The sequence below is a fragment of the Ferdinandcohnia sp. QZ13 genome, assembly GCF_031324165.1.
In the GTDB taxonomy this organism is placed as follows: domain Bacteria; phylum Bacillota; class Bacilli; order Bacillales; family Bacillaceae_L; genus Ferdinandcohnia.
Map to the genome: position 1 here is coordinate 1934646 of NZ_JAVIVW010000001.1, position 13550 is coordinate 1948195.

Consider the following 13550-nt stretch of genomic DNA (forward strand, 5'->3'; position numbering starts at 1 on the left):
ACTGTCCCATTTTAAATGGGTGGGACACGGTACCTGTCCCCTTGTCTCTTTAACAAGTATTCTGTTTTTTCTTTTTCAAATTGGAGTAATGATTTAATTTGCTGTGGGGATTCGGTTTGAGTAACATCTTTTAGTAGAAGCGTTAAGGCATTATGTGGAAATGTGAGATACAAAATAATAAGTGATACCAGTTGATCGCTTATTGGATTTTCATGGATATATGCTTCTAGAATGGATTCGAAAACCGTGTTGTCCCAATTCCCTGTTACCATCCCCATTATTTTGATTAATCCATTCAGATCCTTAGCTGGAATATCATATTTTGCTAAATCCCAATCAATGATAAAGAGCCCCGATTCACTTTTTAATAGATTACCCATGTGAAGGTCATTATGGCACAAAAATTGTTCTCCTAGAGGAAGGTTCTTCAAAAACGGAAACAAGGCTGATTTGTCCAATTCACTTACAACCCAGTTCCCAGCATCTAAAAAGAAATCAATCTCCTCCCTGTTAGGTTTCACCAAACGCAACCATTCTAGAAGTAAAAGAGCTCGCTTCATATTATGTTCCCAGTTGATTTCCTTAAAGAAAAGGTGGGCGTTGGAAGAACGATTGTTTAACGTCAACTTGTGAACCCTTCCAATTTGTTTTGATAGCCCCACCAAGTCTTCTACTGAAACGACTGGTGTTGAAATCGACGGTATCCATTCTTGAAGATAATAGATGTTTCCTTCCCAAGTAACATAATCGTTTCGATGTATCGTTTTAATTGTTTTGGGAATTAGGACGCCTGCTCCCCTTACATACTCCGTTGCTTGCAAAAGAAATTGTAGCCTCTCAAAACTCATAAATACTTGTTTCAAAAGGAAAAGACCTTGATTGGTCCTGCACTTTATCACTAATGAACGTTTTGTGTTACGTATGATTTCATAGCTTCTTAAAGATAGATTATAGTGCTCCTTGAGCATCTTGGAAAAATCAATATTCATGACTTCCCTCCTGCTAGATGACCTTTTCTATATAGACGGTATCAACATAATATCTCTTGATGCGAAAACCCCAATACTTGAATAATTTCAACACACGCTCATTCTTTTTATAAACCATTCCTCCAATTGATATAGCCCCTTTGTCTTTCGCATAATCAAGTAAGGTTGGCAAAAAAGACTGTGCGATCCCTCTACCTTGATAGAATGGGTCGATAGCCACCATATCTATGAAAAACTCATTTTTTTCTTTTAAGCGATAGCTTAAAAAGCCTACTATTTTATCCTGATCATCACAAACGAGTAACACTTCCTCCGCAAGGTTCAACCTTTTTTCCATCAACCCGGCATCAACCCCAAAAATATCAGAACCCATCGCAATGATACGTGAATCATCCTTTTCAGCTATACGAGTACGAACTTTCACACTTTTCCCTCCTATTCTATTTTTGTTTTCACTATATGAATGGAAAAGCTTTTTGTTAAAAAAATGTGCTTTTGCAGTATGGTAAATGGCGTGTACAGTCATTGAAAGGCAACGTAAGATAGAGTAATACATTTGAAGGGAGGGAATATTGTGGAGAAAAAAATTAATAGAGAACAAGTTAAAAACTTGGTTGAAGCTTCCGTTTCTTCCTTTGTAACAGCATTTGCTGAAGCTTTTTCAAATTCCTTTGCAGAAGGCATTAAAAAAGCAGCAGCAACAGAAAAAAATAATCCAGCATTAGCGCAATTAAATGTGCTTGCACCAGTCATTGCTGAATCCTTTGCACAAGCTTTTTCAACCGGATTTTCAGAAAGCCTAACGACGCTTTCTCAACAATCTGGTTCTGACAAATTCTCTGATAAATTCTCAGACAAGTTCTCTGACAAATTCTCAGAAGATTCATCTAACTAGTAACAAAACATTCATAGAAGCAGTAGATTGTGTTAAGCTGACTACTGCTTCTTACCTTTAAGGACAAGCTCGTTTTCCTGTACCCAACACTGGTGGGACGCCGTACCTGTCCCCTTGTCCCAAAAAGTCATATTCGTCATTTTTCAGTAATATACGTCATAAAACATCATCGGCTTCAATCCTGTCAATAGGTATATCCGATTAGTTTTTTCCTATATTGACAAAAAAGAACAACAAACTCATTTCATCAAATCTATTTATTTTCAACTCTTAATTGCTGTTAAAATAGTAGGATTGTTACAGAAGGAAAAGTCCTCCTCTAATATTACAAAAATCACATGCTATGATGTTGTTGTAACTTGGCACACAACAAGGAGGACTAAATATGAAGAAAACAGTACTATCTTTAGCAGTAGCAGGTGCGTTATTGGTTACTGGACCATTAGCAAGTTCTGCGGAACAAATAGATGGCTCCAATAAAAATGTTTATGAAGGCCGTTACGTCGTATCTGTTAACAACTCTACGAATTGGAATGACCTCATTCAAAACTTACTAAAAAAATATTATTCTCAATACGGACAAACTCAGCCAAAAGTAGAGCAACCTACGCAACTAGCTAAGGAGCCAACAGAACAAAAGGCAGAAGAGCCTGTTCAGGAAAGGCCTGTTGTTCAGCAGCCTGTGCAACAACAACCTGTAGATCAAACAAAGGAAACAACAAATCAAGCTACTTATTCATTAAGCCAGTTTGAGCAAGAAGTTGTTACATTAACAAATAAAGAACGTGCAAAAAACGGCCTACAGCCCCTCAAAATTGATTTGAAATTAAGTGAGGTGGCAAGAACAAAATCTTCTGATATGAAGAAGAATGGCTATTTTTCTCATACTAGCCCAACCTACGGATCTCCATTTGATATGATGAAACAATTTGGTATTCAATACCGTGCAGCTGGTGAAAATATTGCGAAGGGGCAACGTTCACCACAAGAGGTTGTCAATGCTTGGATGAATAGTGAAGGACATCGTAAGAACATTTTAAGCTCAAACTTTACTCACATTGGCGTAGGTCATGTAGAGGGTAACTATTGGACACAGATGTTCATTGGCAAATAAGTCCATTACACATTGAATACTTTAATTAAAATGGCACTCAGCGAAGAATCGTTGAGTGCCGTTTTTGGTTTTCATTCAGTTCTATTAAACACTACTTATTTATCTTTAATCATTGATACAGCCGCACGTAAACCAAGATAGTAGCTGTCGATACCAAATCCACAAATTTGACCTTTTGCAATTTCGGCAAAAACAGAATGATGCCTGAATTCTTCTCGAGCATGAATATTCGACATATGGATTTCAATGATTGGTACTTCGAGAATCTCTAGTGCATCCCTCAATCCGTAACTATAATGAGTCCATGCTCCTGCATTTATGATCACAGCGTCTTTTTTTTCAAAATAAGCCCTGTGGATTCTTTCGCACATCTCACCTTCATGATTAGTCTGAAAGCTTTCAATCTCGACCCCAAGTTCGTTAGCTAATTCGTTAAGTCCTGCATCAATTTCCTCTAACGTCACCGTACCATATTGAACAGGGTTTCTTTTTCCGAACATGTTATGATTAATTCCATGTAGCATAAGAATTTTTTTCACTTTTTTTCTTCCCCTAACCTTTAAATTTAGAGTTCTTGTATACCATTTAAGTATAACTTGTATTAGAATTTTCAGGCAAATAATAAAAGAATTATCTATGTTCATTCTATTATTTCATGTTTGAACGGAAATATTTCTTTTTGAAAAGTAAAAGACATATGATAGTATTTATTAAAATAAACCATTAAAGTATATCAAACTTACAATAGGAAGTGCCGAAGTGACTAATCAAAACATTTCATTAAGAGAAAAGAGTATCGTTTTCATCGGTTTTATGGGCGTTGGAAAAACAACGATTGGTAAACTTGTTGCAAAAAAATTATTTAGAAGTTTTGTAGATATTGATCAAGTGATTGAAAAAGAATTCAACATGCCAACATCACAAATTTTTAAGCAAATTGGAGAAAAGGCTTTTCGAGAAAAGGAAAAAGAAGTTATTTCTAACTATTGCACGCAAAAGTTAAAAATTATTTCTCTCGGTGGTGGTGCCTTTTTACAAAAGGAGATCAGAGATATTTGTTTAAAAAACTGTATTGTCTTTTACTTAGACGTTTCCTGGGATTCTTGGAAGGAAAGAATAGATATCTTAATTGATAGTCGACCAGTTTTACAAGGCCGCTCTTTAGAAGAAATTGAGAAACTTTTTATAGAAAGACAAGATATCTATTCATTACACCATTCCAAATTAAATACTGACAACCATGATGTTGAGGAGATTGCAGATTATATTATCGAATCATTAAAGTTAGCTTGGGAATTATACGATTAAAACGGAAAGAGGGGAGCCCCATCAGGCTCACCCTCTTTCCCCCTATTCCCAGGAATAACAGCAATGGTTTAAGCTATCTCCCCTAACTTTATTTCTTTACTGCAGTTTCCCTCTACATAAGATCGGAATTTCTTCTACTACCTCATCTCCAGAAACTAAATAGGCGTGATCATAGAGGTTGCAGACTGGACAAATATGATTTGGAATAACTTCAACCTTTTCACCAATTGCAACTTGATTTCTAAATTCCTCATTATAAATAATCGCATGTTCATCATACACTTGGTCAATATGAACACCGTAGTTTCTAATATAGCCTAAACCTGTAGTAGCACATATTCCTTGACTCCGTGACTGCATCGTAATTCCTTTTGCCCCAACATCAGTAATGACTCGTTCATTTGTTGGTTTGCTGATGACAGTTGTTAGGACACTCGCTGCACATCTATCATATGTACCAATTGCATTTCCTTGTGAGACATCCATGAGGATATACGTTCCGATACGAAGTTCGGTAATTCCTTCCATGACGCCAAAATCATGCATGAGCGGTGGTGTAGAACCAATGCTTACCGTTTCCAATGTACAGCCTAATTCTTGCGCTACTTTTGCAAAATGAAGAGTGCGTTTTTGCGCTGCGTTGTAAAGCTCGCGACATTCCTCTAGGTCTTTTGCTTTGTATGTGTGGCCATCATGCGAAAAGATTCCTTTTAAATGCACATGGGAGCAATTTTTAATATACTCTACTAACTTAATATAATCGCTTTCTTCAATTACTCCAGAGCGGTTTTCCCCCACTTCAATTTCAATCAGAACTTGCGCTGGTTTTTGGCTGTCACTGAACACCTTTTCTATCGTTTCACATTGTTCAATACTGTCCACGCCAAAGGAAATATCAATGGTTTCTGCAAGCTTCTTTATGCGATTTAGTTTGACCTCACCGACGATTTCATTTGCAATAAAAATATCGTTTAATCCATTTTCAGCCATGACCTCTGCTTCGCCAACCTTTGCAACGGTAATTCCTTTGGCACCTGCATCTACTTGTAGTTTCGCAAGAGCAGGCATTTTATGCGTCTTTGTATGCGGACGAAGGGTAACACCATATTTATTAGCGTAGGATTGCATTCGTTCAATGTTATCCATCATGATTTCACGGTCAATAAGTAAGGATGGCGTATCTAATTGATTCTTTTTCATCATTATCTCTCCTTAAAAAATCGATTCTCTCAATTTTAAAGTCTAGTTACTTTTAAGACCTGCTCCACATAAAGGAAAAACGATTTGTTGGTCTTTTAATTCAGGGTATTTCTCAATATAGTGTAGGTAGCCAGCGTAATTAGCCGCGGAAGTGATTTCAACATAAATTCCTTTTAATGCAAGCTGCTTTCTTGCTTCTATGATACTTTCCTCGGACACACCGATTATATCTCCTTCTGTTGCACGTATTGCTTGTAGGATTTCTGTTCCCCTTGCCGGTGCAGCAATGGCAATGCCCTCAGCCAAGGTCCCTGAATGTTTAATTGGTTCAACCGTATCGCTACCTTCCGCAAAGGCTTTCATTATTGGAGCACAAGCTTCTGCCTGGACGGCAAGGATTCTAGGCATTTTTTCAATTTGCCCATTTGCCACTAACTCTTGGAAAGCAATATACGCTCCCATTAACAAGGTTCCATTTCCTACCGGAATAATGAACGCATCAGGCATTTTGTGATTCATTTGTTCAAATACTTCATACACATACGTTTTTGTACCTTCCCAAAAAATCGGGTTATAAATATGACTTGCGTAAAATGAATCTGTGCCTTCAACCATGGCAATCGCTGCGTTCGCTGTATCTTCTCTCGTTCCAGGAACCTTGTGAATGACCGCACCATGTGCTTCAATCTGTGCTATTTTTTTACTTGAAGTAGATTCAGGAACGAAAATATCACATTGGATTCCTGCCCTTGCTCCATAGGCTGCAATGGCTGTACCAGCATTACCGCTACTATCTGCAACAACCCTCTTAATGCCCATTTTTTTCGCCATGGCAATGAGAAGAACAGCACCACGATCTTTGAATGATAGCGTAGGCATATAATAGTCAGCCTTTGCGTAGACATGATCAGCTATTTTGATTAGTGGGGTATCCCCTTCTCCAAGCGTAATCTCCTGCCATACATCTTCCTTTTCAAAGGGGAGTGCATCGATATATTTCCAAAGAGAGTGATTTCGAGAAGTGGCTGTTTCAGTAAAATCAACTGCCTTTTTCTCATATTCAAGGTTTAGTAGACCTCCACAATCACATTTCCATTTATTACTTTCCAACGGATATGTTGAATGACATTCTTTACAAATATAGTTCATCTTCACTCTTCCTTTTCTTAATCAATATAGGCAACGGCCTCAAGCTCAATTGAATATCCATAGTGTAGTTGATTAGTAGGAACAACAGCCCGTGCTGGCTTGTGGTCACCAAAGTACTGCTTATATATAGAATTGACAGTATCCCATAATGAAATATCTGAAATATAAATGGTGACCTTCATGATATCTTCTTTCTTTGCACCTGCAGCTTCTAGAACATGGTCTAAGTTTGACAACACTTGGTTTGTTTCAGCAGTAATATCACCACTTGACCCTTTACCAGTAAAAGGATCAACCGGAAGCTGTCCTGAAATAAAGAGGAAATTGCCTTTTTGTGTTGCAGCGGAATAATGACCAGGGTTAGGCTTTGCACCCTTAATTGAAATAAATTTCATACGAATACCTCCTTGGGCTTAGAATTTTTTATATAAATAAGTGGAAAGGGCCAATCTATCCTTTATTATTTTTTTCTTTAATTTCCTCTATATAGCTGTAAACTGTAACTTTTGAGATATTTAACTTCTCCGCAACTCTGTCGATCGTTCCACGAATTAAGAAGATTCCTTTTTGCTCCATGAATCGAACCATCTCCACCTTTTCATCACGCCTTAGCTTTTCTACCGGCTTAGTGCCAATAATTTTATCAATTAAATCATGAGCAATTTCTTGTATATGCTCAGTTTCATTCGTTCGATCTTGCTGATAGTTTGGATTTAGAGGCAAATCAGGATTCTGAGGTATGAAGCTACTTAGCCAATTAATATTTTCTGTAATTCTAGTCGTATCAATGTTTATACATAGTGCACCAATCACTTTTTTGTCAGGATTCCTAATTAATAGGGTAGAAGATTTTATTAATCTACCATCATCAGTATGAAAATAGTAATTTGCTGAATAATCATTCGTAAAGTTTTGAGAGAGCAACACATCTGTAATGAGATGGTTAAAACTTTGTCCCACTTGCCTTCCAGTTACATGATTGTTGACAGTGTATACAACAGAGCTCTGGGGAACGGTTAAATCATGCAAAACAACTTCGCAATCGTGCCCAAATGTCTTGGCAATCACCTCTGCAACTGGAATGTATTGTTCATGTATCGAATTCATTAAAAGATTCCTCTCCATAGTAGATTTAATTAAAATATATATAATATTTTATATATAATCAATAACTTTTTATAGAACGAATCCTTTATACCCTAGTTTTTCATTTATTTCACAAAAGGCTATTGACTATTTCTGTTAATTTATATATAAAAAGATTAAGAAATTTATAAATTTTTATATTTTTTTGCCTCTATCTTTCTGAATCTTTACAAATTTCTATGTTATGGGAAAGATATGTCTTTTCCCGAATAATTTAAAAGGAGGTTCTTATGAAAAAAATTGGTTTGCTTTCACAGATTTTAATTGCATTTATTCTTGCTATTATTGTTGGGGCTATCGTTGGACCTAGTGTTGAGGTTGTTAAACCTCTTGGTGATTTATTTTTACGTATGATTAAGTTCATTATCGTTCCTTTAGTTCTAGCTTCCCTTGTTGTGGGTGTTGCAGGTACGGGGGATATTAAAAAGATTGGACGAATGGGCGGAATTACATTTTTCTATTATTTATTAACTACAGCTTTTGCTGTAACCATCGGATTAATTCTTGCAAATATCTTCTCACCAGGGAAAGGCTTGGATATTGTCGCCACTACGGAAAAGGCAGATCCAGCAGAGGCCCCAGGAGTAATTGATACCCTATTAAATATCATTCCTACAAATCCAATTGCTTCATTAGTAAATGGGGATATGTTGCAAATCATCTTCTTTGCCATCTTCCTCGGACTAGGTATTACGATTTTAGGCGATAAGGCAAAGACAGTTTATAATTTCTTTGATGAACTTGCTGAAATCATGTATAAAATAACTGCCATTGTGATGAAGCTTGCACCAATCGGGGTCTTCGGTTTAATCGCACCTACTGTTGGAGAATACGGTGTTTCTGTACTTCTACCACTTTTAAAGGTAATATTAGTCGTCTATCTCGGATGTATACTTCACGCTGTATTAACATATTCAGTCTCCGTCAAGGTTTTCGCAAAGATGAATCCACTGAAATTTTTCAAAGGAATTGCACCTGCTAGCTTGGTAGCATTCAGCACAACAAGTAGCTCAGGAACTTTGCCAATAACCATTAAAAATTCTGAAGAGAACCTTGGAGTTTCTAGAAAAGTAAGTAGTTTCGTCCTTCCGTTGGGTGCTACCATCAATATGGATGGAACCGCATTATATCAGGGTGTATGTGTTTTATTCATTGCACAATTTTTTGGATATGATCTTTCTTTTGCACAACAGTTAACCATCGTATTAACGGCAACTCTTGCTTCCATTGGTACAGCAGGTGTACCAGGAGCTGGATTGATTATGCTTACGATGGTCGTTACTTCAGTCGGACTTCCAGTAGAAGGTATTGCTCTTATTGCTGGTATCGATAGAATCTTGGATATGATTCGTACATCTGTAAACGTCACAGGCGATGCTTCTGCAGCAGTTGTAGTGAATGCTATAGAAGAGAAACGAGAATTAAAATTATCGAATGAAGTAAGCGTATAAACCTCTCTGGTAAAAAAAATAAAACGGTTGTTGGAGATTTGAAAGTAAATCTTCAACAACCTGTTTTTATAAGGCGGAGTATAACATGACTAAAACACTAGGTATAATGGGTGGAATGGGACCACTTGCAACAGTCGATTTGATGACAAAAATCATTCGATTAACACCTGCCCAGAATGACCAAGCTCATATTCATATGATTGTTGATAATTACCCACAAATACCGGACCGTACTTCGGCGATATTAGGAAAAGGAATGAACCCTCTTCCTTTTATGATCGAATCTGCAAAAAGATTAGAAACGGCTGGAGCAGATTGGATTGCGATAGCCTGTAATACTGCTCATTATTATTTCGATGAAATCCAAGCTTCGGTCAAGATCCCGCTTCTGAATATGCCAAAAGAAACTGTCAGATTTATAGACAAAGTAGGCTTAAAAACAATAGCTTTGTTAGCCACTGATGGCACATTGTCTACGAATCTATACCAAGAGTCTCTTCACGAACGAGGAATTGTTGTTGTAGAGCCTGACAAAATGACACAAGAAGATGTTATGGAGGGAATTTATGCAGTAAAAAGTGGGAATCTCGAAAAAGGAAAGAAGTTATTGCTACAAGCCTCAAAAACAGTGATCGCTCAAGGAGCAGAGGCAATTATCGCGGCATGTACTGAAATTCCACTTGTTTTAAGTGAAGTAGATGGGTTTAAAGTGATTGATCCCACAGAAATAGTTGCGAAAAAAATTGTAGATATGTGTTATGAATAGTAACATGTTTTCGTAAGAAAAAAGGTACCTAATCCCTTTAATTAAAGGGGGCAGGTGCCTCATTTTAGATTTTACACCCTCCCCTACCTTTTAAACTGGTAATCTAATTTTTACTGTTGTTCCTAGGTTTTCTTTGCTATCGAAGGTTATAGTTCCTTTGTGCTCTTTTATTATTCGAAAACATAGCATAAGTCCTAAACCAGTTCCCTTTTCTTTATTACTATAGAAAGGTTCCCCTAGTCTTTTGAGGCGTTCTTCGCTTATCCCTATCCCGTTATCAATTACCTGAATGCATAATTGATTTTTATCCTCTATATGAGCAGAGATTTTTAGTAATCCTCTTTTGTATCCGTCGGTAGCTTCAATGCTATTTTTACAAAGATTCAATAAGACTTGTTTGATTTGATTCGCATCACACATTACAAGAGGAATACTCACATCACAATCAATAATGATTTCAACATTTTTTAGATAGGCTTCAGGTTTCATCAAGGTGTCAATCTCTTTTAACAGAGAGGGAATACTTACTGACTTAAGCTGAATTTCCTGCGGCTTTGCAAGGGAAAGAAACTCCTTTATGATATCTTCAATTCGATTAAACTCTGAAAGAACCACATCAAAATATTCTTCGTTCCTTACTCCTTGCTGAAATAGCTGAATGAACCCTTTTATTGAAGTAAGGGGATTCCGTATTTCATGTGCAACACCCGCTGCTAACTCCCCAACTAATGATAACTTCTCAGACTTCCATAAAAGTTCTTCCGCTCTTCTTTTCTCAGTAATATCTTTTGCTACGACCATAATATGCTCAACTTCACCGTCGTCATCCAATACAGGGGTAGCCGTACAATCAAATAATTTCCAACCATGTTCAGCGTGTAAAAGGCGAAACTCGACCCTTAAAGGAATCTTCGTATTATTTACCTCTTCAAACCCATTGATGATGAGTGAAATGTCATTTGGATGAATAAGATGCAATGTATTTTGGCTCAAAAAATATTCAGGTGGATAGCCTAATACAGTTTCATGAGAAGGTGATGCATAAATACACTTTCCTTGTCTATCAAATAAAATGATTAAATCGGTCATGTTTTCAGCAATCAAACGGTATTTATTTTCACTTTCAAGTAAAGCCTTTTCGACCTTCTTTCTGTCGGTAATATCCATACATGAACCAATTACCTCAATAACTTCCCCATTTCGTATAACTGGCCGTAACGCAGCAAAATAATGAATTCCATTTAATTCTGCTTCATAGGTAACGTGGTCTTCCCCATTCCATGCTCTTTCATATAATAAGTGCTTTCTTTTTGTAATCTGTTCCGGAAGAAAGCCTATTAACTGTTTTCCTACTACATGACTTGGCGTAAGACCAAAACGATATACTAACTCACCATCACATAAAGTATGGATAAATTGCCCAGCTATTTCTTTGAATTTGAAAATCATGCCCTGATGCAAACGAATTGTTTCATTTAATTCCTTTCGATCAATACTCACTAATTCATCAGAGCATAATTCTTCATCTAGTAGGCTGATATCTTTGGCTTTTTCTGTAATCGTATATTGTTTCATAAGACGAATTTCCTTTCAATGAAAGTAGAAAAATTTTTTTCGAGAAAGTCGAAAAGAAATAATTTAAATCAGGAACCTTTTTCAACAATTTTAGTAGTAGGCACTTGACATCTAAATACTCGAAATTTTTTGACCATTTAACTAATTTTGTTACTATTATACTATTTTTTAGGATTAAATTTAATTATTTTCATTAGTTTGGTTGTTTAAAAGTGCTATTTTGATGGAGATTTTATACACATGCACTTTAACAGGTTTAAAACATATCAAAAACCCTATTTTAAGGTAAAATAGTAATATCATTTAATAACGAGGTGTCTATCTGATGGAAAAATTGATGTTTATTGAAACCGGCATGGGGATTGATGTTCACGGTCAAAATATTACGAAAGCAGCCATTCGCGCTGTAAAGAATGCGATCCATTTTAATTCAATGCCTGGAATTCGCTCGGTTCTACCAGGAAATAGCTTAGACAATATGGTAGTGAATGTGAAACTAGCGGTCCCTTGTGATAAAGAACAGCTGGATATCAATGCGGTTAAAGGAGCGATACCATTCGGTAAAGTCTCTGTAGAGGTTATGGACGGAGGTATGCTAACAACAAGTGGAATCATCCTTGAAGAAAAAGGCGATCAAAATGATTTAATGTACATCGTTGTAGCATCTGTTGAGGTTGGATACTAAAAGGGAGGAAGTTTATTATCCAAAGGTTGTGGGACACATGCCCGTGTCCCACTTAAGCTCTAAAAATTCTCCTAATTTATTTACTTGTTTCTCTTCGAACAATTGGAGCAACCTCTGTTGCTAATAATTCAATTCCTTTTGCAACGTTTTTAAATGGTTGACCTCCTATATCTAACTGTGCAAGGAAACGCTGGTGTCCAAAGAGTTCGTATTGTTGAAGAATTTTTTCGACGACCTGCTGTGTACTTCCCACGAACAAAGCAGTATCCGGACTAGCCATATGCTCAAAGTCAGCCCTTGACATCCTTGTCCCCATTCCGCGCTGACGGTTCACATATTCCCAGTAATTCGAGTAGTAAGGGTAAAACTCATCTTTTGCTTGTTGCGTTGTTTCAGCTAGATAGGCATGACCGGTTACACCAACCTTCAAGCTTTGAGGTGCATGTCCAGCCTCTACTCCCGCTTGACGATAAAGATCAATAAGTGGCTTAAAACGTCTTGGATGACCACCCAAAATAGCTAAAGCCATTCCTACCCCAAATGTTCCAGCACGAACGGCACTCTCAGGTGTCCCTCCAACTCCAATCCAAACAGGTAATTTTTCCTGTACCGGTCTTGGTGCAATTTGAGCATTACTTAAAGAAGAACGGAATTTTCCTGACCATGTAACCCTTTCATGTTCGGTCAATTGCAAGAGAAGATCCATATGCTCTTCAAACAATTCATCATAATCATTTGTACTATAACCAAACAAAGGAAATGATTCGATAAAAGCTCCTCTTCCAGCTAGTATTTCGGCACGGCCATCCGAAAGTAAGTCTAATGTGGCAAAATCTTCAAACAGGCGAACAGGATCAAGCGTACTTAAAACACTTGTTGTACTTGTTAATCGAATCTGTTTTGTTGCTTGTGCAATCGCTGCTAGTAGAACTGCAGGAGATGAAGAAGCATAATCCAGACGATGATGTTCTCCTACCCCAAATACATCTAGCCCTGCTTCGTCGGCAAGCTTTGCGGCTTGAATCATTTCTTTTATTCTTTCTTTTGCGGTTATTGTCTTTCCTGTAAGAGGGTCCGGACCAATATCTGCAAGTGTGTATATCCCAATTTCAAATCCACTCTTCTTATTATTCATAAAGGTTACCACCTTTTCTTAGTTACTTTATGTAAGTAAGTATATTTTTATAATAAATTTATGTCAAGTAAGTAAATTCCCCTGACCCTTTGGAAAAGACGTTTGTAACTAATCCACATAAAAAGGGCTGCTCAAAA

General features: G+C 37.0%; 15 protein-coding genes. 6 read left to right on the forward strand and 9 right to left on the reverse strand.

Going from position 1 to position 13550, the window contains the following annotated elements:
- Positions 1–11: 11 nt before the first annotated feature.
- Both RGU12_RS09405 and RGU12_RS09410 read right to left on the reverse strand, forming a co-directional pair.
- Positions 12–989 carry a phosphotransferase gene (locus tag RGU12_RS09405; RefSeq protein WP_309535839.1) on the reverse strand — a complete coding sequence of 326 codons (978 nt, stop codon included), beginning with the start codon at positions 987–989 and terminating at the stop codon, positions 12–14.
- Between the two features lie 13 nt (positions 990–1002).
- Positions 1003–1413 (reverse strand): GNAT family N-acetyltransferase, encoded by a 411-nt coding sequence (locus tag RGU12_RS09410; protein WP_309535840.1) that lies wholly within the window; start codon positions 1411–1413, stop codon positions 1003–1005.
- Positions 1414–1563: 150 nt separating this feature from the next.
- Here RGU12_RS09410 and RGU12_RS09415 point away from each other — a divergent pair, with 150 nt between their 5' ends.
- Both RGU12_RS09415 and RGU12_RS09420 read left to right on the forward strand, forming a co-directional pair.
- The gene (locus RGU12_RS09415; RefSeq protein WP_309535841.1) at positions 1564–1884 is read left to right on the forward strand and encodes a hypothetical protein; all 321 of its coding nucleotides are present in this window, start codon (positions 1564–1566) and stop codon (positions 1882–1884) included.
- Between the two features lie 385 nt (positions 1885–2269).
- Positions 2270–2998 (forward strand): CAP domain-containing protein, encoded by a 729-nt coding sequence (locus tag RGU12_RS09420; RefSeq protein WP_309535842.1) that lies wholly within the window; start codon positions 2270–2272, stop codon positions 2996–2998.
- 95 nt (positions 2999–3093) lie between these two features.
- On the opposite strand, the gene aroQ is transcribed toward RGU12_RS09420, so the two are convergent.
- On the reverse strand, positions 3094–3537 hold the full coding sequence (gene aroQ / locus RGU12_RS09425) for a type II 3-dehydroquinate dehydratase (RefSeq protein ID WP_309535843.1): 444 nt from the start codon (positions 3535–3537) through the stop codon (positions 3094–3096).
- Between the two features lie 274 nt (positions 3538–3811).
- On the opposite strand from aroQ, the gene RGU12_RS09430 reads away from it, so the two are divergent.
- Positions 3812–4306 carry a shikimate kinase gene (locus RGU12_RS09430; RefSeq protein WP_396232338.1) on the forward strand — a complete coding sequence of 165 codons (495 nt, stop codon included), beginning with the start codon at positions 3812–3814 and terminating at the stop codon, positions 4304–4306.
- A gap of 96 nt (positions 4307–4402) precedes the next feature.
- On the opposite strand, the gene RGU12_RS09435 is transcribed toward RGU12_RS09430, so the two are convergent.
- Genes RGU12_RS09435 through RGU12_RS09450 form a run of 4 tightly spaced genes read right to left on the reverse strand, consistent with a single transcriptional unit; the run spans position 4403 to position 7762 of the window.
- Positions 4403–5506, reverse strand: coding sequence for a D-TA family PLP-dependent enzyme (locus RGU12_RS09435; RefSeq protein ID WP_309535845.1), 1104 nt, complete (start codon positions 5504–5506; stop codon positions 4403–4405).
- A 42-nt stretch (positions 5507–5548) separates the two neighbouring features.
- Entirely contained in the window at positions 5549–6655 is a 1107-nt protein-coding gene (locus RGU12_RS09440; RefSeq protein WP_309535846.1) for a threonine synthase, read from the reverse strand.
- Between the two features lie 17 nt (positions 6656–6672).
- Entirely contained in the window at positions 6673–7050 is a 378-nt protein-coding gene (locus RGU12_RS09445; protein ID WP_309535847.1) for a RidA family protein, read from the reverse strand.
- Between the two features lie 55 nt (positions 7051–7105).
- A complete protein-coding gene (locus RGU12_RS09450; protein ID WP_309535848.1) occupies positions 7106–7762 on the reverse strand; it encodes a helix-turn-helix transcriptional regulator in 657 nt (218 codons plus the stop codon).
- 269 nt (positions 7763–8031) lie between these two features.
- Between RGU12_RS09450 and RGU12_RS09455 the strand changes: the two genes are divergently transcribed.
- Both RGU12_RS09455 and cuyB read left to right on the forward strand, forming a co-directional pair.
- A complete protein-coding gene (locus RGU12_RS09455) occupies positions 8032–9252 on the forward strand; it encodes a dicarboxylate/amino acid:cation symporter (protein WP_309535849.1) in 1221 nt (406 codons plus the stop codon).
- An 85-nt stretch (positions 9253–9337) separates the two neighbouring features.
- Positions 9338–10018, forward strand: coding sequence for a cysteate racemase (gene cuyB, locus RGU12_RS09460; protein WP_309535850.1), 681 nt, complete (start codon positions 9338–9340; stop codon positions 10016–10018).
- Between the two features lie 90 nt (positions 10019–10108).
- Here the strand turns inward: cuyB and RGU12_RS09465 are convergent, their stop codons facing one another.
- Positions 10109–11593: a PAS domain-containing sensor histidine kinase gene (locus RGU12_RS09465; protein ID WP_309535851.1), complete on the reverse strand. Its 1485-nt coding sequence runs from the start codon at positions 11591–11593 to the stop codon at positions 10109–10111.
- Between the two features lie 325 nt (positions 11594–11918).
- On the opposite strand from RGU12_RS09465, the gene RGU12_RS09470 reads away from it, so the two are divergent.
- Complete coding sequence (locus tag RGU12_RS09470; protein ID WP_309535852.1) at positions 11919–12278, forward strand: Lin0512 family protein; 360 nt, start codon at positions 11919–11921, stop codon at positions 12276–12278.
- A gap of 76 nt (positions 12279–12354) precedes the next feature.
- Here RGU12_RS09470 and RGU12_RS09475 read toward each other — a convergent pair whose 3' ends face one another.
- Positions 12355–13413: an LLM class flavin-dependent oxidoreductase gene (locus RGU12_RS09475; protein WP_309535853.1), complete on the reverse strand. Its 1059-nt coding sequence runs from the start codon at positions 13411–13413 to the stop codon at positions 12355–12357.
- Positions 13414–13550 lie beyond the last annotated feature (137 nt).

Bases quoted from the DNA above. Each gene is read 5' to 3' on its own strand.
- RGU12_RS09405 (WP_309535839.1), bottom strand. From the start codon at position 989: ATGAATATTGATTTTTCCAAGATGCTCAAGGAGCACTATAATCTATCT.
- RGU12_RS09420 (WP_309535842.1), top strand. From the start codon at position 2,270: ATGAAGAAAACAGTACTATCTTTAGCAGTAGCAGGTGCGTTATTGGTT.
- RGU12_RS09430 (WP_396232338.1), top strand. From the start codon at position 3,812: ATGGGCGTTGGAAAAACAACGATTGGTAAACTTGTTGCAAAAAAATTA.
- RGU12_RS09435 (WP_309535845.1), bottom strand. From the start codon at position 5,506: ATGAAAAAGAATCAATTAGATACGCCATCCTTACTTATTGACCGTGAA.
- RGU12_RS09440 (WP_309535846.1), bottom strand. From the start codon at position 6,655: ATGAACTATATTTGTAAAGAATGTCATTCAACATATCCGTTGGAAAGT.
- RGU12_RS09445 (WP_309535847.1), bottom strand. From the start codon at position 7,050: ATGAAATTTATTTCAATTAAGGGTGCAAAGCCTAACCCTGGTCATTAT.
- RGU12_RS09450 (WP_309535848.1), bottom strand. From the start codon at position 7,762: ATGAATTCGATACATGAACAATACATTCCAGTTGCAGAGGTGATTGCC.
- RGU12_RS09455 (WP_309535849.1), top strand. From the start codon at position 8,032: ATGAAAAAAATTGGTTTGCTTTCACAGATTTTAATTGCATTTATTCTT.
- cuyB (WP_309535850.1), top strand. From the start codon at position 9,338: ATGACTAAAACACTAGGTATAATGGGTGGAATGGGACCACTTGCAACA.
- RGU12_RS09465 (WP_309535851.1), bottom strand. From the start codon at position 11,593: ATGAAACAATATACGATTACAGAAAAAGCCAAAGATATCAGCCTACTA.
- RGU12_RS09470 (WP_309535852.1), top strand. From the start codon at position 11,919: ATGGAAAAATTGATGTTTATTGAAACCGGCATGGGGATTGATGTTCAC.
- RGU12_RS09475 (WP_309535853.1), bottom strand. From the start codon at position 13,413: ATGAATAATAAGAAGAGTGGATTTGAAATTGGGATATACACACTTGCA.